Annotated in this window: 1 protein-coding gene; it reads right to left on the reverse strand. The window is 71.1% G+C overall.

Features of this window, described 5'->3' with window-relative positions:
- A partial coding sequence (locus tag ABFT43_RS07500; RefSeq protein WP_347959762.1) for a non-ribosomal peptide synthase/polyketide synthase occupies positions 1–22,098 on the reverse strand: 22,098 nt, incomplete at its 3' end.
- Positions 22,099–22,121: the final 23 nt, after the last annotated feature.

The raw sequence follows: 22,121 nt of genomic DNA on the forward strand, positions 1-22,121 counted from the left end.
ACCCTCGAACACCACCGCCGTCGCATCCGGCGTCCGAGCAACCTGAGCATCAAACAACTCCACCAACGTGGAACCAACCACCACATGATCAGTCCCATTCACCGCCGCAACCGCCGCAACATCAGCCTCATCCACGACCACCACATCGCCGACCGGACGCTTCGGGTCGGCGAGGACCGCGTCGAGGACGCGCACGTATGCCTGGCCGAGTGCGCGGACGGTGGACTCGTCGAACAGGGCGCGCGCGTAGGTCATCGACGATTGCAGATCTCCGGGCGCGCCCTCGTCGGTGCGCGAATCCACCACGGTGAGCTGCAGATCGAACCGCGCGACGTCGAAGTCCGAGCTGATGCCGGACACCGTGAGCTCGGGCAGTTCCAGGTTCACCGGCGGGTTGTTCTGCATGGTGAACATCACCTGGAACAGCGGCGAGTACGCCGTCGAGCGCGCGGGGGCCAGGGCCTCCACGAGCTGTTCGAACGGCATGTCGGCGTGGGTGAACGCCGACAGATCGGCCTCACGGACGGCCTCGAGGAGAGCCTCGAAGCTCAGCGCCGAGTCGACCTCGGTCCGCAACACGAGGGTGTTGACGAACATGCCGACCAGGTCGTCGAGCACCTGCTCACCACGACCCGCCACCGGGGTGCCGATCGCGATGTCGGTCTCCCGGGAGACCTTCGACAGGAGCACGGCGAACGCGGCGTGCAGGACCATGAACAGGCTGACGTCGCGGGCACGCGCGAGTTCGAGCAGCCGGGCGTGACGCTCGGCGTCGATGACGAAGTCGACGTGTGCGCCGTCGGTCGTCTGCACCGCGGGGCGCGGGCGGTCGGTCGGGAGGTCGAGGACCTCGGGCAGGCCGGCGAGCCGGTCGAGCCAGTAGTCGGCCTGCTTGCTGATCAGCGACTCCGGATCGTCGGGCGATCCGAGGGTCTCGAGCTGCCAGATCGCGTAGTCGGCGTACTGCACCGGCAGCGGCGACCACTGCGGGGCACTGCCCTGGGTGCGGGACGTGTAGGCGACCATGAGGTCGCGCGCCAGCGGCGCCACCGACGCGCCGTCGGAGGCGATGTGGTGCATCACCAGCACGAGCACGTGCTCGGTGGGCGAGATCTCGAGCACCGCCACGCGCACCGGCGGTGCGGCGGTGACGTCGAATCCGGCCGCGACGACCTCGATGGTGCGTGCGACGACCTCGTCCTCGCCCACTTGCACCGGCTCCAGTGACACCGTCATCTCGGAGATCGGCAGGATCTTCTGGTACGGACCGCTCTCGCCCGCCGGGTAGACCGTGCGGAGGATCTCGTGACGGTCGATCACGTCGACGACGGCGTGCTCGAGCGCGGCGAGGTCGAGTTCGCCCGACAGTCGCACCGCGAGCGGGATGTTGTAGGCCGCGCTGTCGGTGTCGAACTGGTTGAGGAACCACATCCGACGCTGTGCCAGCGACAGCGGGATCATCTCCGGACGCGGAGCCGCGACCAGCGGACGTGCCTGGATCGTCGACGAATGCTCCACGCGCGCCGCCAGTTCCGCGACGGACGGCGCTTCGAACAGGTCGCGGACACCGATGCGGACGCCGAGTGCGGCGCCGACCCGCGCGGTGACCTTCGTCGCCGACAGCGAGTTGCCACCCAGATCGAAGAAGCTGGTCGTCACTCCGATGCGTTCGACGCCGAGCACCTCGGCGAAGACGCCGGCGACGATCTCCTCGGTCAGCGATCGCGGTGCGACGTAGTCGATCTCCGGGGACACGAAGTCCGGCTTGGGCAGGGCCCGCCGGTCGAGCTTGCCCGCCGGCGTGAGCGGGACCTCCTCGAGCGCGACGACGTGCGACGGGATCATGTACGCGGGCAGGAACTCCGCGGCGAACGCGCGCAACGCGGCCTCGTCGACCTCGCGGCCCGGGGCGGGCAGGACGTAGGCGACCAGCACCGTGCTGCCGTCGGGTGCGGTGACACCCTCGGTGGTCACGAACCCGACGGTTTCGTGGCAGGCCAGCGCGCCGCTGACCTCGCCGAGCTCGATGCGGAAGCCGCGCACCTTCACCTGGAAGTCGGAGCGGCCGACATATTCGAGTTCGCCGTCGGGGGTCCAGCGGACCACGTCGCCGGTGCGGTACATGCGCTCGCCCGGAGCGCCGAAGGGGTTGGCGACGAAGCGTTCCGCCGACAGCGGTCCCCGGTTGTGGTACCCGCGTGCCAGCGCGGGACCCGCGAGATAGAGCTCACCTGCGACACCGACCGGCGTCGGACGCAGCCGGCCGTCGAGAACCGCCACCCGGAAGCCGCGGATCGGGCTGCCGATGGTGATGGGGCGGTTGGCCACCAGCGGGGCCGACACGGTGGCCCACACCGTCGACTCGGTCGGGCCGTAGAGGTTGAGCATGGTCCGGCCGGGCGCCCAGCGGGCGACCAGCTCCGGCGGGCACGCGTCACCCGCGACGGCGAGGACGCGCAGGCTCTCCACGCCGACCGGATCGGCCGCGGCGAGCGCGGCCGGCGTGATGCACGCATGACTGACGAGTCGTTCGCGCAGGAAGTCCGACAGCTCCACGCCGCCGAGGAGATCCGGCGGCGCGACGACCATCGTGGCCGCGCTGCCGAACGCCATCAGCATCTCGAACACCGACGCGTCGAAGCTCGGCGACGCGAACTGCAGTGTGCGCGAGCCGGGTTCGATGAGCATGTGCGCCTGCTGCTCGGCGACGAGATCGGCCAGACCGCGGTGGGTGACCACGACGCCCTTGGGCAGGCCGGTCGAACCGGAGGTGTAGATGACGTACGCGGCGTCGTCGACGTTCACGCGGGACGCGGTGGGGACCGGGCCGTCGGACCGGTTCTCGAGGACCCCGGTGATCCCGTCGACGGTCAGCCAGTCGACCTGATCGGACAGGACCGCACGGTGCCGCGAGGTCGTGACGCCCACGCGCACGGCCGAATCGGTGAGCATGTGCTCGATGCGCTCGGCCGGGTAGTTCGGGTCGACCGGCAGGAACGCCGCGCCCGTCTTGGCGATCGCCCACACCGCGACGATGGTGTCGAGCGAACGCGGCATCGCGACCGCGACGAACGAGCCGGCGCGCACCCCGCGTTCGAGCAGCACCCGGGCCAGGCGGTTCGACCGCGCGTCGAGCTCGCTGTAGGTGATCGTGCGCTCCCCGTCCTCGACCGCCACCTGATGCGGGTTCACCGTGGCGGCGTCGGCGAAGATCTGCGGCAGCGTCCGCGGCGGGAGGCTCGCGGGCCCGGCGACACCGGTGAGCGCGTCTTCCTCGGCCGGGTCCAGGATCGGCACGTCGCCGACCGGGATGGTCGGGTCGACGACCACGGTCGACAGGATGCGGACGAGGCGCTCGGCGAACGTCTGGACGGTCGCCGGATCGAACAGGTCGGTGGCGTAGCCGAACGAGGCCGTCATGCCGTCCGGGCGACCCTCGGCATCGACCTGCTCGGCGAGCGTCAGGTGCAGGTCGAACTTGGCGACCTCGGCCTCCACCGGCAACGGCGTGACGACCAGGCCCGGCAGCTCCAGGCGCAGGTCGGTCGCGTTCTGGAAGTCGATCGCCACCTGGAACAGCGGGTGGTGCGACTGGCTGCGGGTCGGGCTCAGCTCGTCGACGAGCCGCTCGAACGGCAGCTCGGTGTGGGCGAACGCCCCGAGGTCGACCGCCCGGGTCTGCTCGAGCAGCGCCTCGAAGTCGGTCTCCGGCTCCACCTGGGTGCGTAGCACCAGCGTGTTGACGAACATGCCGACGAGCGGGTCGATCTCGGGTGCGCCGCGGCCGGCGATGGCCGTGCCGATGGCGATGTCCGAGGTGTTGCTCAGCCGGGACAGCAGCGTCGCGAGCGCGGCGTGCATGACCATGAACACCGTTGCGCCCTGGGCGCGGGCGATCTCGGCGACACCGCGATGGATCTCGGCATCGATCCGGAAGTCGACCCGTGCGCCGCGCATCGACGCGCGGGCCGGACGCGGACGGTCCGTCGGGAGATCGAGCTGGTCGGGCAGATTCGCCAGCGCCGACGTCCAGTAGCCGAGCTGGGCGGCCGCGCGGGACTGCGGATCGGCGGGATCGCCGAGCAGTTCACGCTGCCAGATCGCGTAGTCCGCGTACTGGACGGCCAGCGGCTCCCACTCGGGCGCCCGGCGCTCCAGCCGCGCGGCGTAGGCGGTCATCAGGTCGGTGACCAGCGGCTGCAGCGAACCGCCGTCGGAGGCGATGTGGTGCATGACGAGCACGAACACGTACTCGTCTGCGGCGTCACGGGCGCCGGTGGCCTCGGTGGCGCCTCCGGCGCCGGTGGCCTCGGCGGCGACCGACAGCAGCGCGGCCCGGACCGGGACCTCGGCGGTGACGTCGAAGCCCTGGGTCGCCAGCGCGGCGACCCGGGCGACCACCGCGTCGGGGGCGACCGTCTCCGTGAGGAGTTCGACGCCGGCCTCGTCGGCGGCCAGGATCTGCTGGCGGCCGCCGTCCCCGGCGTCGGGGTACACGGTCCGCAGGACCTCGTGGCGTTCGACGACGTCGCGCAGCGCGACCCCGAAGGCCTCGGTGTCCAGGGCGCCGCTGAGCCGGATGGCCAGCGGGATGTTGTAGGCCGCGGACTCCGGTTCGAGTCGGTTGAGGAACCACATCCGCTGCTGCGCGAGCGACAGCGGGATCCCGGCGTCGCGCGGCTGTGGGGTCAGCGGCGGGCGGGCGTCGCGGTCGCCGTGTTCGACGAGATCGGCCAGCTCGCCGACCGACCGGGCGTCGAAGATGTCGCGCACCCCGAGTGCGGTGCCGAACATCTGGTTGATCCGCGCGATGACGCGGGTCGCCGCGAGCGAGTTGCCACCGAGGTCGAAGAAGTCGTCGGTGGCACCGACGCGCTCGGCGCCGAGGACGTCCGAGAAGATCTCGGCGATGCCGATCTGCACGTCACCGATCGGCTCCACATGGACTGCGGCGCCGAGGAACTCGGGCTCCGGCAGGGCCTTGCGATCGACCTTGCCGAGCGGGGTCATCGGCACCTCGTCGAGGACCATGATCGCCGCCGGGATCATGTACGAGGGCAGCGTGCGCGAGATGTACGCCGCGAGTTCGTCGGTGTCGACGCTCTCGCCGGCCACCGGCTGCACGTACGCCACGAGGGCGGTGTCGCCGGCCGGGCCGGTCGTGCCGACCGTGACCGCGTACGCGACCTTCGGATGCGAGTTGAGCGCGGCGTCGATCTCTCCGAGCTCGACGCGGAAGCCGCGCACCTGCAGCTGGAAGTCGGAGCGTCCGACGTAGATGATCTCGCCGGCGTCGGAGTCGACGCCGTCGCGCGTCACCGACGCCCAGCGGACCACGTCGCCGGTCCGGTACATCCGCTCGCCCGGCGCCCCGTAGGGGTTGGGGACGAAGCGCTCGGCGGTCAGCCCCGGTCGGGCGTGATACCCGCGCGCGAGGCCCGCGTTGGTGATGTACAGCTCGCCCGGGGTACCCACCGGCACCGGCCGCAGGCCGGAATCGAGGATCAGTGCGTGGACGCCCTTCATCGGCGAACCGATGGTGATGGGCGCGCCCGGCCGCAGCGGGTCGGTGATGGTGACGATGACCATCGTCTCGGTGGGGCCGTACGCGTTGCGCAGGCGGCCACCCCAGCGCGCCGCGAGCTCCGGTGGGCACACGTCACCGCCGACGACGACGCGTTCGACGGTGTCGAGACCGGTGGCGTCGACGGTCTGGACGGCCGTCGGGGCGCCGACGAACACGGTGATGCGGCGCTCGCGGATGAAGTCGGCGAGTTCGGTTCCGCCGTACAGGTCGGTCGGGGCGATCACCATCGTGGCGCCCGCGCCGAAGGTCGCGAGGATCTCGCCCACCGCCGCGTCGAAGCTGATGGCGGAGAACTGCAGCATGCGGGCGTCCGGCGAGGTGCAGTAGTAGTACCGCAGATCCGCCGCCAGCGAGGCGAGACCGCGATGCGGCACCGCGACGCCCTTGGGCAGACCGGTGGTGCCGGACGTGTAGATCATGTACGCCAGGTGATCCGGCCGCAGCGGCGCGACGCGCTGCGAGTCGGTGATGAGTGCCGACGACCGGACGCGGATCGACTCGATCACCTCGGGGGCGTCGAGTTCGAGCCAACCCTGCGCCGGATCGGCGGCCTGCCGCACCTCGGCGGCGTACTCGGCGGTCGTGAGGCCCAGCTTCGCCCCGGAGTCGCGGACCATGTGCGCGATGCGGTCGGTCGGCAGCTTCGGGTCGATCGGCAGGTACGCGCCGCCGGCCATGGCGATGCCCCAGATGCAGACCATCGCCTCGACCGAACGCGGCATCGCGATCGCGACGACGTCGTCGGGGCCGACGCCACGGTCGATCAGCTCGCGGCCGAGCCGGCTGGCGCGGGCCGCGAGTTCGGCGTAGGTGAGGCTCTCCCCCACGCTCTCGACGGCGGTGAGTTCGGCGTACTCGGCCGCGCTCGCCGAGAAGATGCCCGCCAGGGTGCGCGGCGGGTCGGCGGGCGTGCCGCGACGGCCGATGAGCGCGGAGGATTCGTCGGCGTCGAGGACCGACAGGTCGCCGACCGGGACGTCCGGGTTCTCCAACGCCTCGGCGAGCAGACGGCGCAGGCGTTCGGCGAACACCTCGACGGTGGACTCCTCGAAGAGGTCGGTGGAGTAGGTGAACACCGCCTCGGCGCCGGACCTCTCGTCCTCGAGCACGGTCAGGCCGAGGTCGTACTTCGACGTGCCGGTGGGCACGTCGATGGCCTCGACGTCGAGCCCGGACAGCTCGAAGCGGCTGTCGCGGACGGTCTGGAACGCGAGCGCGATCTGGAACAGCGGCGAGTGCGCCGTCGACCGCGGCACCTCGAGCGCGTCGACGAGTTGTTCGAACGGGATCTCGGCGTGCTCATAGGCCGCGAGATCGGTGACCCGGACCTGTTCGATCAGGTCGTCGAAGGTGTCGGCGCGGTGCACCCGGGTGCGCAGCACCAGGGTGTTGACGAACATGCCGATCAGGTCGTCGAGGGCGCGTTCGCCACGGCCACCGACGGGTGTGCCGAGGGCGATGTCGTCGGTGCCGGACAGCTGCGCGACCAGCGTCGCGAACGCTGCGTGGATGACCATGAACGGGGTGACGCCCTTGCGGCGGGCGTACTCGGTCACCGCGTTGTACAGCTCGCCGTCGAGTTCGAACCGCAGGTCGCGACCGCGGCCGGACGCGACATGCGGACGCGGCCGGTCGGTGGGCAGGTCGATGCGGTCGGGCAGCCCGGCCAGCGCCGAGCGCCAGTACTGGATCTGCCGGGCGGCCGGCGATTCCGGGTCGGAGGCGTCGCCGAGCACCGTGCGCTGCCAGATGCTGTAGTCGGCGTACTGGACCGCCAGCGGCGCCCAGCCCGGGGCGTCCCCGGCGGTGCGGGCGCCGTAGGCGACCATCACGTCGCGGGCGAGCGGACCCATCGACAGGCCGTCGCCGGAGATGTGGTGCAGCACCAGCACGAGCACGTGTTCGCCGCGCTCGTCGCCGTCGGTGAGGCGGGCCAGTCGCGCGTGGAGCGGGACCTCGCGGGTCACGTCGAAGCCGCGCGTGGCGGTGTCGGTGATGAACCGCTCGAGCCCGTCGGTGGTGACCGGGACCGGCGTCAGGTCGGGGATCACCCCGGCGGCCGGGACGACGACCTGGTGCGGACCGGTGTCGGAGTCGGGGAACATCGTGCGCAGCGACTCGTGGCGCTCGATGGTGTCGCCGACCGCGGCCTGCAGGGCCTCGACGTCGAGCTCGCCGACCATGCGGACCGCGAGCGGCAGGTTGTAGGCCGGCGACGCGGGGTCGAACCGGTTGAGGAACCACATCCGTTGCTGCGCAAGCGACAACGGGATCTTCTCGCCGCGGTCCTGCGGGACCAGCGGCGGACGCCCGGAGTCTCCGGAGGACTCGACCCGTGCGGCGAGCTGCGCCACGGTCGGCGCCTCGAACAGGTCGCGCACGGCGACCCGGACACCGAGGGCCTCGCTCACCCGCGACACGAGACGGGTGGCGACGAGCGAGTTGCCGCCGGCGTCGAAGAAGCTCTCCTCGACGCTGATCCGCGGGACGCCGATGACGTCGGCGAAGATGCCGGCGATGACCTCCTCGACGGGGTCGCGCGGGGCCACGTACTCGGCGGCCGAGAGCTCGAACACCGGCTCCGGCAACGCCTTCCGGTCGAGCTTGCCGCTGGCGTTGAGCGGGAACTCGTCGAGCACCATGACCGATGCCGGGACCATGTAGGACGGCAGTGACCCGGCGGCGTGCGCGAGGACGGCGGCGCCGTCGACGTCGGCGCCCTCGGCCCGGACCACGTAGCCGACCAGCTGGTCGCCGGTGTGCGGGTCGGTGCGGACGACGACGACCGACGCGCTGACGCCCTCGGCGGACAGCAGCGCCGCCTCGATCTCGCCGAGCTCGATGCGGTTGCCGCGCACCTTGACCTGGAAGTCGGTGCGGCCGATGTACTCGAGTACGCCTGCAATCTCGCCGTCGACGTCCTGCGGACGGTAGCGGACGAGGTCGCCGGTGCGGTACATCCGCGCCCCGGGCGGGCCGAACGGATCGGCGACGAACCGGTCGGAGGTCAGGTCGAACCGGCCGTGGTAGCCGCGCGCCAGCTGGACGCCCGACAGGTACAGCTCACCCGCGACACCCACCGGGACCGGTCGCAGACGCGAGTCGAGGACGTACAGGCGCGTGTTCCACATCGGGACGCCGATGGGCACCACACCCTGGTCGGCGGCGGTGTGCCGCCAGTAGGTGACGGCCAGCGAGGCCTCCGCCGGGCCGTAGAGATTGTCCAGCGGGGCCGACGACATCGCGCGGAAGCGCTCCGCGGTCTCGATGGGCAGCGCCTCGCCGATCGCGATCACCGCACGCACCGAATCCGGGATGCGCGCAGACGAATTCGTCACGAACATGGCCAGCATCGACGGCACGAACTGCACCACGGTGACCCGCTGCTCGAGCATCAGCTGCGACAGGTACTCGGGGTCGCGGTGGCCGTCGGGCCGGGCGATGACGAGCCGCGCGCCGGTCTGCAGGGTCCAGAAGAACTCCCACACCGACACGTCGAAGGTCATCGGCGTCTTGAGCATGACCGCGTCGTCGACGGTCAGTCGGTACTGGTCCTGCATCCAGCGGACCTGGTTGACCAGACCCGCGTGCGGGACCTCGATGCCCTTGGGCCGCCCGGTCGAGCCGGACGTGTAGATGATGTTCGCCGGGTTCTCCGGTCGCAGCGGTGCGAGCCGGTCGGCGTCGGTCACCGGCGCGGAATCGCGTGCGCTCAGGTCGATCTGGTCGATGTGCAGCACGCGCGCGCCGGCCGGGAGACCGTCGGCGTCCCGGGTGGTGCTGAGGATGCAGACCGGTTGGGCGCTCTCGAGCACGTAGCCGTTGCGCTCGGCCGGATGGTCGGGGTCGAGCGGCACGTAGGCGCCGCCGGCCTTGACGATGGCGTACATGCCGACGAGCAGCTCGACGGACCGGCGGATCGACAGGCCCACCACCGACTCGGGGCCCACCCCGAGATCGATGAGGTGCCGCGCGAGACGGTTTGCCCGCGCGTCGAATTCCCGGTACGTCAACTGCTCGCCCTCGCTCACGAGGGCCACCGCATCCGGTGTACGGCCCACCTGCGCGTCGAACAACGCGACCAGCGTCGTCTCGCCGGCCTCGATCTCGGGCACCGTGTGCGCGGTGTCGTTCCAGGTGTCGAGCAGCAGCTCGAGCTCGTCGTCGGAGGTCAGCGGGATGTCGCCGACCGGGATGTCGGGGTCGGCGGCCACGGCCTCGAGGAGTCCGGTGAACCGCTGCGCGAGCGCCTGCGCGGTCGACCGGTCGAACAGGTCGTCCGCGTAGGTCAGGACGAGGTCGACGTCGCCCGGGGCGCCGTGCTCGTCGGTGTTGTCGGTGACGGTGAGCTGCAGGTCGAATCGCGACAGACCCGTCTCGTACTCCACCGGGCTGACCGTCAGGCCGGGGAGTTCGAGCGAGGCCCGGGTGACGTTCTGGAACCACAGCGACACCTGGAACAGCGGGTGGTAGGCCGCCGACCGGGTCGGGTTGAGGACCTCGACGAGCCGCTCGAACGGCAGGTCGGTGTGGGTGAACGCCTCGAGGTCGCGCTCGCGCACCTGCGCGAGGAGGTCAGCGAACCGCTGCGTGCCGTCGACCTCGGTGCGGAGCACCAGGGTGTTGACGAACATGCCCACCACGTCGTCGAGACGGGCGTCGCCACGTCCGGCGACCGGGGTGCCGACGGCGATGTCCTCGCTGCCCGACAGGCGCGACAGCAACACCGCGAGCGCGGCGTGCACCACCATGAACAGCGTCGAATTGTGCCGGCGCGCAACCTCGAGGAGGCGCGCGTGCACCTCTGCGTCGAGTCCGAACACGACGTCGCCGCCACGGAAGGACTGCTCGGCCGGACGCGGCCGGTCGGTCGGCAGTTCCAAGACGTCGGGCAGCTGCGCGAGCCGGTTGCGCCAGTAGTCGAGCTGCCGCGCGGCCGCCGACTCCGGATCGTTCTCGTCGCCGAGGACCTCGCGCTGCCAGACGGCGAAGTCGCCGTACTGCACCGGCAGCGGTTCCCAGTCCGGCGCCTCGCCGGACAGCCGCGAGGTGTAGGCGACCATGAGGTCGCGGGCCAGCGGCGCCGTCGACCATCCGTCGAATGCGATGTGGTGCAGCACGAACACGAGGACGTGGTCGTGCTCGCCCACCGCGAGCAGCGCGGTGCGGACCGGCGGGGCGGCCGTCACGTCGAACGGCGCGGTGGCCAGCGCGATCACCTCACGCTGCAGGTCCGCCTCGTCGATCCGGGTGACCGTGAGCTCGGCGGTCCCGGCGACCTCGGCCGCCGGGAGGACGACCTGATGCGGTCCCGACTCCGAATCCGGGTAGACCGTCCGCAGCGTCTCGTGACGCTCGAGCACGTCGCGCATCGCCGCCCGCAACGCGTCGAGGTCCAGATCGCCGGTCAGCCGCAGCGCGAACGGCATGTTGTAGGCCGCGGACTGCTGGTCGAACCGGTTCAGGAACCACATGCGTTGCTGCGCAAGCGAAAGCGGCGTCGGAACGGAGTGGTCGCGCGGCGCCAGCTCGACCCTGGCCATCGCCTCGGAGGTCTCGGCACGCTGCGCGAGGGCGGCGACGGTCGGGGCGTCGAAGATCTCCCGGACACCGAGGTCGGTGCCCAGGGCCTCGTTGACCCGCGCGATGGCCCGCGTCGCGACCAGGGAGTTGCCACCCAGGTCGAAGAAGTTGTCGGTGACGCCGATCCGGTCGGCGCCGACCACCTCGGCGAAGATGCCGGCGATGATCTCCTCGACGGGGCCGCGCGGCGCGACGAAGGCCGACTCGTCGACCTCGATGCGCGGGGCGGGCAGCGCGCGGCGGTCCAGCTTGCCGCTCGCGTTCAGCGGCATCGCGTCGAGCTCGACGAACACGGCCGGGACCATGTACGACGGCAGGCGGGTGCCGAGCTCTTCGCGGAGGCGCTCGGTGTCGATGTCGGGACCGACCACGTAGGCGACGAGGCGGTCTCCGGTATGCGGATCGCTGTGGACCACCACGACCGTCTGCTCGACGCCCGGCTGGTCCAACAGTGCGGCCTCGATCTCGCCGAGCTCGATACGCAGACCACGCAGCTTGACCTGGAAGTCGGTCCGACCGATGTAGACGAGTTCGAGCCCGCCCGACGGCGATTCGACCCACTTGACGAGATCGCCGGTGCGGTACATCCGCTCGCCGTTGCCCATCGGGTTGGCGACGAAGCGGTCCGCCGACAGGTCGGGGCGGCCCACGTAGCCGCGCGCCAGCTGGACGCCGGCCAGGTACAGCTCACCCGCGACACCCACCGGCACCGGGTGCAGACGCTCGTCGAGCACCAGGGTGCGGGTGTTCCACACCGGGGCGCCGATCGGCACGGCGACCCGGTCGGTCTCCGCGTAATCGTGGTAGGTGACCTCGACCGACGCCTCGGTCGGTCCGTAGAGGTTGTGCACGCCGGCCGGGCTCAGTGCGGCGAACGCCTGCGCGGCCTGCGGGGGGAGGGCCTCACCCGAGCAGAAGACGTGCCGGAGCGACGGCACGCGCCCGGGCTCGACCACGGCGGTGAACGCCGAGAGCATCGACGGCACGAAGTGCGCGGCGGTGACGTTCTCCGCCTCGATCAGGTCCGCCATGTACAGCGGGTCCTGGTGGCCGTCGGGACGTGCGATCACCAGCGTGGCGCCGACCTGCAGGGGCCAGAACAGCTCCCACACCGACACGTCGAAGGTGACCGGGGTCTTCTGGACGATGACGTCGTCGGCGCCGAACGGGTAGCGCGACTGGCCCCACGTCAGGCGGTTCACGACGCCCTCGTGCGGGACGGCCACACCCTTCGGACGGCCGGTCGAGCCGGACGTGAAGATCACGTACGCGAGGTTCGACGGACGCAGCGGCGCGCGACGCTGCGCGTCGTCCACCCGGGTGTCGGCGAAACCGTCGAGATCGAGCTCGCCGAGCGTCCACACCTCGGTCCCGGCCGGGGCGGGCACCGAGACACCCGGTCCGGCCAGCACCACCGCGGGGTGGGCGGCCTCGAGCACGTACTGCGTGCGCTCGGCCGGGTGATCGGGGTCGACCGGCACATAGGCGCCGCCCGCCTTGAGGATCGCGTACATGCCGACGAGCAACTCGAGGGAGCGCCGGGCGGCCAGGCCCACGCACACGTCCGGGCCCACGCCCGCCGCGATCAGCTTGCGCGCCAACCGGTTCGCGCGGGCGTCGAACTCGGCGTAGGTGAGCCGTTCACCCTCGAAGACCAGCGCGGTGGCGTCCGGGGTCCGGTCGGCCTGCGCCTCGAACCGGGACACCAGGGTCCCCGGTTCGACCGGATGGTCGGTCGCGTTGGCCGCGTCGATGACCGCCATGTCGTCGGCGGCGGCGAGTTCGGCGTCGCCGACGGCGACCTGCGGCGCCGACACGAGGTTCTCGAGGAGCCGGGCGAACCAGCGGCCGAAGCGCGCCACGGTCGACTCGTCGAAGATGTCGGCGGCGTAGAGGAAGGTGACGCCGTAACCGGCATCGGCGGGTTCGGTGAGGGTGACCTCGAGGTCGAACTTCGAGATCGCGGTCTTGATGCCCTCCGCGGAGACGGTCAGGCCCGGCAGGTCGATCGTCGGGTCCGTGAAGTTCTCCAGCGAGAACTGCACCTGGAACAGCGGCGCGTGCGCGGTGGACCGCACCGGGTTGAGCACCTCGACGAGACGCTCGAACGGGATGTCGGCGTGCTCGAAGGCGGCCAGATCGGTGGCCCGGACGCGGTCGAGCAGGTCGGCGAAGGAGGTTCCGCCGTCGATCTCGGTCCGCAGCACCAGCGTGTTGACGAACATGCCGACGAGGTCGTCGAGCGCGCGGTCGCCGCGACCGGCGACTGGGGTGCCGATCGCGATGTCGGTCTCGCCGGAGATCCGCGACAGGAAGACCGCGAGCGCGGCGTGCAGCACCATGAACGGCGTCGTGCGGTACCGCTGCGCGAGGTCCTCCACAGCGTCGCGGACACTCTTGTCCAGGTCGAAGTCGACGCGACCGCCGATCCCCGACGGGTTGGTGGGACGCGGCCGGTCGGTGGGCAGGTCGAGCACGTCGGGCACGCCCGCGAGCTGTTCCTTCCAGAACCTGATCTGCTGCGCGGCAATCGATTCCGGATCGTTCTCGTCGCCGAGCACCGCGCGCTGCCAGATCGCGAAGTCCGCGTACTGCACTGGCAGCGGCGACCATGCCGGGGGCACGGACTGGGTGCGCGCCGTGTAGGCGAGGACCAGGTCGCGCGCCAGCGGCGCGAGCGACCAACCGTCGGTGACGATGTGGTGGATGACCAGCGCCAGGACGTGTTCGGCCGGCGCGCCGGGATCGCCGGCGCGATCGCTGATCTCGAACAGCCGCGCCCGCACCGGGAGTTCCCGGGTGACGTCGAAACCGGCGGTGCCGAATCCGATCGCGGTCGGGACGAGTTCGTCCTCGCTCACCCGGACGACGGGCAGGTCGACGTCGACCTCGGAGATCGGCAGCACGACCTGGCCGGGTCCGGCCGGCGAGTCCGGGAAGATCGTGCGCAGCGACTCGTGTCGGGCGAGCACGTCGTGGAGGGCGTCGCGCATCGCCGGCACGTCGAGCGTGCCGGTCAGCCGGATCGCCATCGGGATGTTGTAGGTGCCGGCCCCCGGATCCATCCGGTTGAGGAACCACATGCGCTGCTGCGCAAGTGACAACGGGACATGATCGGGCCGCGGCCCGGCCACCAGCGCGGGCCGCCGTTCGGAGCCGGCGCCCGACACCGACTGCTCGGCGCGCAGGGCCAGGCCGCCGACGGTCGGCTCCTCGAACAGGTCGCGGACGCCGATCGACGCGTTGAGCGCCGAGTTCACGCGCGCCACGACGCGGGTGGCGACGAGCGAGTCGCCACCGAGGTCGAAGAAGCCGTCGGTCAGGCCCACCCGCTCGACGCCGAGGACGTCTGCGTACACCTCCGCGACCAGCTCCTCCACCGGGGTGACCGGCGGCACGTATTCGCTTGTCTCGAAGACGAACTCGGGCTTCGGCAAGGCCTTGCGGTCGAGCTTGCCCACCGGGGTGAGCGGCACCTCGTCGAGGATGACGACCGCCGAGGGCACCATGTAGGCGGGCAGGGACCGTCCGGCGAGTTCGGTCAGTTCCGCCGGGTCGACGGTCTGTCCGGCCTTCGGTTTGACGTAGGCCACCAGCTGGGTCTGCCCCTGCTCGTTGTCGACGCCCAGGGTGGCGACGAAGTCGACGGCCTCGTGGGCGCCGAGCGTCGCGTCGATCTCGCCGAGTTCGATGCGCAGGCCGCGGATCTTGACCTGGAAATCGCTGCGCCCCAGGTATTCCAGCTCGAGCTCGCCGGTCGCCGGGTTCTCCAGCCACCGCACCAGGTCGCCGGTGCGGTACATGCGCACGCCCGGGTCGACCGGGTTGGCGACGAAGCGCTGAGCGGTGAGCGCGGGACGCCCGTGATAGCCGCGGGCGAGTCCGACGCCGCCGATGTACAGCTCGCCGGTCGCCCCGAGCGGGACGACACGGAGCCGGTCGTCGAGGACCAGCAGGTCGGCGCCGTGGACCGGTCCGCCGATGGTGACCTTGCGGCCGGGGGTCAGCGAGTGACTGATCGCCGCCATGATCGTGGTCTCGGTCGGGCCGTAGCCGTTGTGCAGGTTGCGTCCCGGGGCCCAGCGGGACACCGTGTCCGCCGAGACGGCCTCGCCGCCGGCGACGAGGTGCTGCAGGCAGTCGAGTCCCTCCGGATCAACCGAGGCGAGCGCGGACGGGGTGATGAAGGCATGGGTCACCCGCTCGGCGGCGATGAGATCGTGGAGCTCACTGCCGCCGAAGATCGTGGGCGGGCTGACGACGAGTGCGGCGCCGGCACCGAAGGCCATCGTGTACTCGAGGACCGAGGCGTCGAAGCTCGGCGAGGACACGTGCAGGACCCGCGACTGCGGGGTCACGTCGTAACGCTGCCGCTGCTCCACCGCGAAGTTCGTCAGGCCCGACCGGGTGACGACCACGCCCTTCGGGGTTCCGGTGGAACCCGAGGTGAAGATCATGTACGCCGGGTTGTCGACGCGGATCGGCTGGATGCGGTCGGCATCGGTAACCGGGGCGTCGGACCGCTGGGCCGCGCGCGCGGTGAAGTCCTCGCCGTCGACGACGATCCACTCGGTGTCGCCGTCCGGCAGCAGGTGGCGTTCCGCGGAGACGGTCAGGCCGACCGCGGCGCGGGAGTCGCCGAGCATGTGCGCGATCCGTTCGGCCGGGTAGTTGGGGTCGACGGGCACGAACGCGCCACCGGACTTGAGGACCGACCACACCGCGATGACCGACTCCAGCGAGCGGGTCATGCCGAGTGCGACGAACTTCTCCGGGCCGACGCCGATGGCGATCAGCTCCCGGGCCCAGCGGCTGGAGATCGCGTCGATCTCGCGGTAGGTCAGCGACCTGCCGGCGAAGGACACGGCGATCCCGTCGGGATTGACGGCGAGACCGCGCTCGAAGAACTCGACACCGGATTCGGCCTCGACGGCCCGGTTGCCGCGGACCGGCGCGAGACGTGCGCGCTCGGCCTCGTCGAGGAGGTCGATCGCCCCCACGGCCTGCTGCGGCTGCGCCGCGAACGCGGCGAGCACGCGCTGCAGGCGCGCCATGAGGTCTTCGACGTCGTCGGCGCCGAAGACGCTCGGCAGGTACTTGATCTTGAAGCGCAGCGCCGGGTCCTGGAGGGCGATCAGCGTCAGCGGGTAGTGCGACGCGTCGTGGACCGCGACGTCGAGCACCGACATGCCGCCGAGGTCGAGGTATTCGGAGAGGGCGTCGCGGTCGAGCGGATACGACTCGAACACGGTCAGCGTGTCGAACAGGGCTCCCACGCCGCTGGCCCGCTGGATGTCGGTGAGGCCGACGTGGTGGTGGTCGAGCAGGTCCGCCTGCTCGGCCTGCAGGCGCCGGACGAGGCCGCCGACCGACTCGTCCTCGTCCAGGGAGACCCGCACCGGGATGGTGTTGATGAACAGGCCGACCATCGTCTCGATGCCGGGCAGCGCCGGCGGGCGTCCGGACACGGTGGCGCCGAACACGACATCGGTCCGGCCGGTCATCCGGGCGAGCAGTAGACCCCAGCCGGCCTGGACGAGGGTGTTGGCGGTGACGCCGAGATCGCGGGCGAGGGCGACCAGGCCCTGCTCGACCTCGCCGGGCAGCTCGAAGACGAGTTCCTCCGGCACCGGCAGCACGCCCACCGGGGCGTCGGGCGCGAGCAGGGTCGGCTCCTCGAGGCCGGCAAGTTTGGCCGACCAGGTGTCGAGGGATGCCTGCAGGTCCTGTCGCTGCAGCCACTCGAGGAACGACCGGTACGAGCGACCCGGGGTGAGTGCCCGCCCGCCCGAGGTCGCGTAGAGCTGCAGCAGATCCGACAGGATCAGTGGCAGCGACCATCCGTCGGCCAGCAGGTGGTGGTTGGTGATCGCGAGCCGGTGGCGCTGCTCCCCGGTGCGGATGAGCAGCATCCGGACCAGCGGCGGGCTCGCGATGTCGAAGCGGTCGGTGCGGTCGGCCTCGATGAGCGCGGCCGCCTCGGCCTCGATCTCCTCGGGCGCGCGGTCGCTCAGGTCCACCTCGGTGAACCGCAACGGCGCGTCGGCGACGACCAGCTGGGCCGGGACGCCGTCGGCGTCGTAGACGAACGCGGTGCGCAGGCTGTCGTGGCGGTCCACGAGCGCCTGGCCGGCCAGACGCATGCGATCGGCGTCGACCTCGCCCTCGACGTCGGCGACGACCTGTGCGGTGTAGACGTCGAGGAACTGGTCGGTCAGCTGCGTGTGGAACAACAGACCCGACTGAAGCGGGGACAACGACCACACGTCGGTCAGGCTCGGGTACTGCTCCTCCCATGCCTCGATCTGCGGCTGGGTGACCTCCACCAGCGGCAGGTCGGACGGGGTGAAGCCACCCTTGCGCTGCCGCGTGGCGTGCGCGGCGAGGCCCTCGAGCGCACGGACCCACAGCGCGGCGAGCTCTTCGACGTCGGCCTCGTCGAGGATCTGCGAGGCGTATGCGAACGACGCCGTCAGCTTCGTGTGACCGTCCTCGACCGTGGCGATGGCGTCGACGGTGAGCGCCGCCGACAGCGGCATCTCGGGTGCGCGGTTGGCGCCGGTGCCGATCGACTCGGCATCGGGAAGCCAGCCCACGCTGCGCAGTTCAGCCGGGATGTCGCCGGCCGAGAGGCGTCCGAGGTAGTTGAACGCCACCTGCGGACGCGGCCAGTCGCGCATCTCGGCGGCCGTCTCCGGATTCAGGTGCCGCAGCAGGCCGTAACCGATCCCCGTGCCGGGGACGATGAGCTGCTCCTTGACCCGCTTGAGCGCGGCGACACCGGCCGGGCCGCCCGCGAGGGCGTCGTCGAGGTCGATGCCGGAGACGTCGAGACGGACCGGGTGCACGCTGGTGAACCAGCCGACGGTCTGCGACAGGTCCGCACCGGGCACCGCCGCCTCGTCGCGGCCGTGTCCCTCCAGCGAGACGAGGCTGGTGTGCGCCGGCCGGCCGCGGCGGTGTCGCCACGCGGCGAGCGCGATGCCGAGGGCGGTGAGCAGCGGCGCGTTGACACCGCTGCGGAACTGCGTCGGAAGGGTGTTGAGGACCGCGTCGGTGGCCCGCGCGTCGAGGGAGACCTCGACGACCCGCTCGGTGGCGGCGATGTCGACGGCCGGATCGAGGAAGCGTGAGCCCATCGGGATGTCGGCCGGTTCGGCGATCTCGCGCCAGGTCTCGAACTCGGCGAGCCGCTCGGGGGTGCGGGCGGTCTCGACGAGCCCGTGGACCCACCGGCGCATCGAGGTGCCGACGGGTGCCAGCACGGGGGTGGCGCCGCCCGCGACCTGCGCCCACGCCATCGCGAAATCCGGCACGAGCACACGCCAGGACACGCCGTCGACGGCGAGGTGGTGGATGACGACGAGGATGCGGTCGCCCTCCGGGTTGACCTGTCCGCTGGTGAAGCGGACGAGCCGGATGACCTCACCCGCGCGCGGGTCGAGGGTGGCGGCCGTGGCCCGCGTCTCCTCGGCGACCTGGGCCAGGAACTCCTCGGTCCGCGGATGTCCGACGGCCGGGACCTCGCGCACGACGTCCTCGGCGCGCACCGATCCCGCCGGCCGGGTCTCGAGCACGGCGCCGGCGGAGTCCTCGGCGGAGTCCGCGAGGCGCACGCGCAGCATGTCGTGGCGGTCGATGACGGCCTGCACGGTGGCGATCACGTCGGGCTGCGACGCCCCGACCGGCAGGGCGAGCAGCACCGACTGCGCGAAGGCGTCGACGTTGCCCAGTTCCAGGAAGTCGCGCATGACCGGGGTCGGTGGGAACTCGCCGACCCCGCCGCCCGGCAGCTCCTCGAGCCGACGCTCGTCGGAGTCGCCGGCCTCGACGACGCGGGCGACCTCGGCCAGCCCGGCGACCGTGCGGCGTTCGAAGACGTCCCGGGCGGTGAAGATCACGCCCGCAGCCTTGGCGCGCGAGACGAGCTGCATCGACACGATGCTGTCGCCGCCCATCTCGAAGAAGTCGGCGTCGGCACTCACGTCCTCGACACCGAGGGTCTCCCCCACGATCTCGGCGATGCGCTGTTCCAGCGGGGTCTGCGGCGCGCGGTGACCGGTCGGCGACGACACGACCTGCGGGTCCGGGAGCGCGTCGCGGTCGAGCTTGCCGTTGACGGTCAGCGGGATCTCGTCGAGCACGACCACGGCGCTCGGGACCATGTAGGCCGGCAGCGAACGGCCCGCGTGGACGAGGAGGTCGGCGACGTCGACGGTCTCCCCCGGCTTCGGCAGCACGTAGGCGACCAGTCGGTCCTGGCCGGCGGCGCCGGATCGCACCTGCGCGGTGGCGAAGTCGACCGAGTCGTGCGAGCCGAGGACGTCGTCGATCTCGCCGAGCTCGATGCGGAAGCCGCGGATCTTGACCTGGAAGTCGGAGCGCCCGACGTACTCCAGCGCGCCGGAGGCGGTCCAGCGCACGACGTCGCCGGTCCGGTACATCCGTTCACCGGGAGCCCCGAACGGGTCGGCGACGAAGCGCGCGGCGGTCAGCGGACCCCGGCCGTGGTAGCCGCGGGCGAGGGCGGGACCGGCGAGGTACAGCTCACCGGCGACCTCGACCGGCACCGGACGCAGCCGGGCGTCGAGGACCAGCACGCGCACGCCGCGGACCGCGCCGCCGATGGTGACCGGTTCGCCTGCGACGAGCGGTTCGGACACGGTCGACCAGATCGTGGCCTCGGTCGGGCCATAGAGGTTGAGCATGGTCCGGCCGGGCGCCCAGCGGGCGACGAGCTCCGGCGGGCAGGCGTCACCCGCGACGGCGAGAACCCGCAGCGAGTCCAGGTGGGCGGGCTCGGCCGGGGCGAGGGCCGCCGGCGTGACGCAGGCATGGGTCACCTGCTCGTCCCGCATGAAGTCGGAGAGTTCCTCACCGCCGAGGAGGTCGGCGGGCGCGACCACCAGCGTGGAACCGCTACCGAACGCCATCATCATCTCGAAGACCGAGGCATCGAAGCTCGGAGACGCGAAATGCAGTGTGCGCGAACGCGGTTCGATCTTCATGTGGTGGCACTGCTCGTCCACCAGGTTGGCCAGGCCACGGTGGGTGACCACCACGCCCTTGGGCAGGCCGGTCGAGCCCGAGGTGTAGATCATGTACGCCGGGTTGTCGATCCGGATGACACCCCGCAACTCGCCGGCGGAGATCGGCTCCGGCGACTCGGCGGCGCACGCCTCGACCACGTCATCCGCGTCGACGACGATCCAGTCGAGCGAATCCGGAAGCGCGGCATGGTGTTTCGAGACGGTGATACCCTCGGACACGTTCGCGTCCGACATGATGTAGGCGATGCGCTCGTCCGGGTAGTTGGGGTCGATCGGCAGATAGGCCGCGCCGGTCTTGACGACCGCCCAGATGGCGAGCACGGACTCGAGCGACCGCGACACCGCGAGCGCGACGGACGACTCGGGACCGATGCCGCGCGAGATGAGCAGGCGGGCGAGCCGGTTCGACCGCTCGTCGAGTTCCCGGTAGGTCCACTCGGTGCCCTGATGCGACAGCGCGGGCACCTCCGGGTACTCCCGCGCGGTGTCGGTCAGGATCTGCGCGAAGGTCCGTGCGGGAACGCGGGATTCGACGGTCCGGTCGGTGAGCCACGCGAACTCGTCGGCGCCGAGCACCTCCACCTGCGACACCGGGGTCGCGCCGTCGGCGCGCACGAACCGGGCGAAGAAGTCCTCGAAGCGATCGTGGTGCCGGTGGAGCTCGTCCTCGGTGTAGCGGCCGGGGTTGCCGATGAAGTCGATGTGCAGGCCGCCGGTGCCGGTCTCGTAGAGGTTCAGCATCAGGTCGTCGACGGGACCCGACGACAGCACGTTCAACCGCGAGGTGATGGAACCGAGCCGCAGGTTTCCGAGCCCGATCATGATGTTGACCAGCGGGCCGAACTGGGAGCGGTCCGGGCCGGCGAGGCCGCGGTCTCGGTTGATGTCCTCGGTGCGGTACCGCTGGTGACGCAGCGCACCGACCAGTTGCACCTGCACCGAGTCGATCAGGTCCTGCACCGACGTACGCGAGTCGACCGTGATCCGCAGGGGCACGACGTTGGAGACCATGCCGCCGGTCCGGCGCATCTTCGCGGTGGTGCGCGCCGAGACCGGCAGCGACAGCATCACGTCCTCGGTGCCGGTCATCCGCGCGAAGTACGCCGCGAACGCCGCGATGGTCGCCGGGGCGAACGACGAACCGGTGGATTCCAGCGCCGCGACCGTGTCGGCGTGCAACGGCGTGCTCGCCACGTTGCTGCGCGCCTGGGCCGGAGCATGGCGCGGGGCGAACGACGCCGGCTCGGGCATGTCCGCGGCGACCTTGCTCCAGTACTCGCGGTCGTTCTCGAAACGCTTCGAGTTCCGGTACTTCTCCTCGTCCTCGTAGAGCGCGAGGAGTCCGTCGTCACCGGGTTCGGGCAGGGGCTCGCCCTCGATCGCCGCGGTGTAGAGCTCCGCGGTGCGGTTCATCAGGGTGATCGCGCCGACGCCGTCGAGTGCGATGTGATGCACCCGCGAATACCAGTAGTGGCGGTTCTCGTCGATCTTGAGCACCGCGCAGAGGAACAGCGGCCCGGCGACGAGGTCGACCGGGGCCTGGTACTCGGCCTGCATCCACTCGTGGGCGGCCGCCGTCGGGTCGGGACGGTCGGTGAAGTCCAGGCGGACCAGCGACTGCTCGATGGTCGGGTCCACCATCTGGTACGGGGTGCCGTCGACGTCGATGAGACGGAGGTAGCCCGAGCCCATGTCCTTGCCGACGACGATCAGCGCCTGCTCGAGGAGGTCGACGTCGAGCTCACCGCGTAGCTCCACGTACTGAGCCATGTTGATGGGCACGTCGGGATTGAGCTGCTGCGAGAGCCACAACCCGAACTGAGCCGCCGACAAGGGGAAAGCGCCCTCGGGTACACGGCCGTCCGCGTCCGCCATCATGCTCCTATCCACTTGCTGTTCGT

The organism is Gordonia aurantiaca, from assembly GCF_039939235.1.
Taxonomy (GTDB): domain Bacteria; phylum Actinomycetota; class Actinomycetes; order Mycobacteriales; family Mycobacteriaceae; genus Gordonia.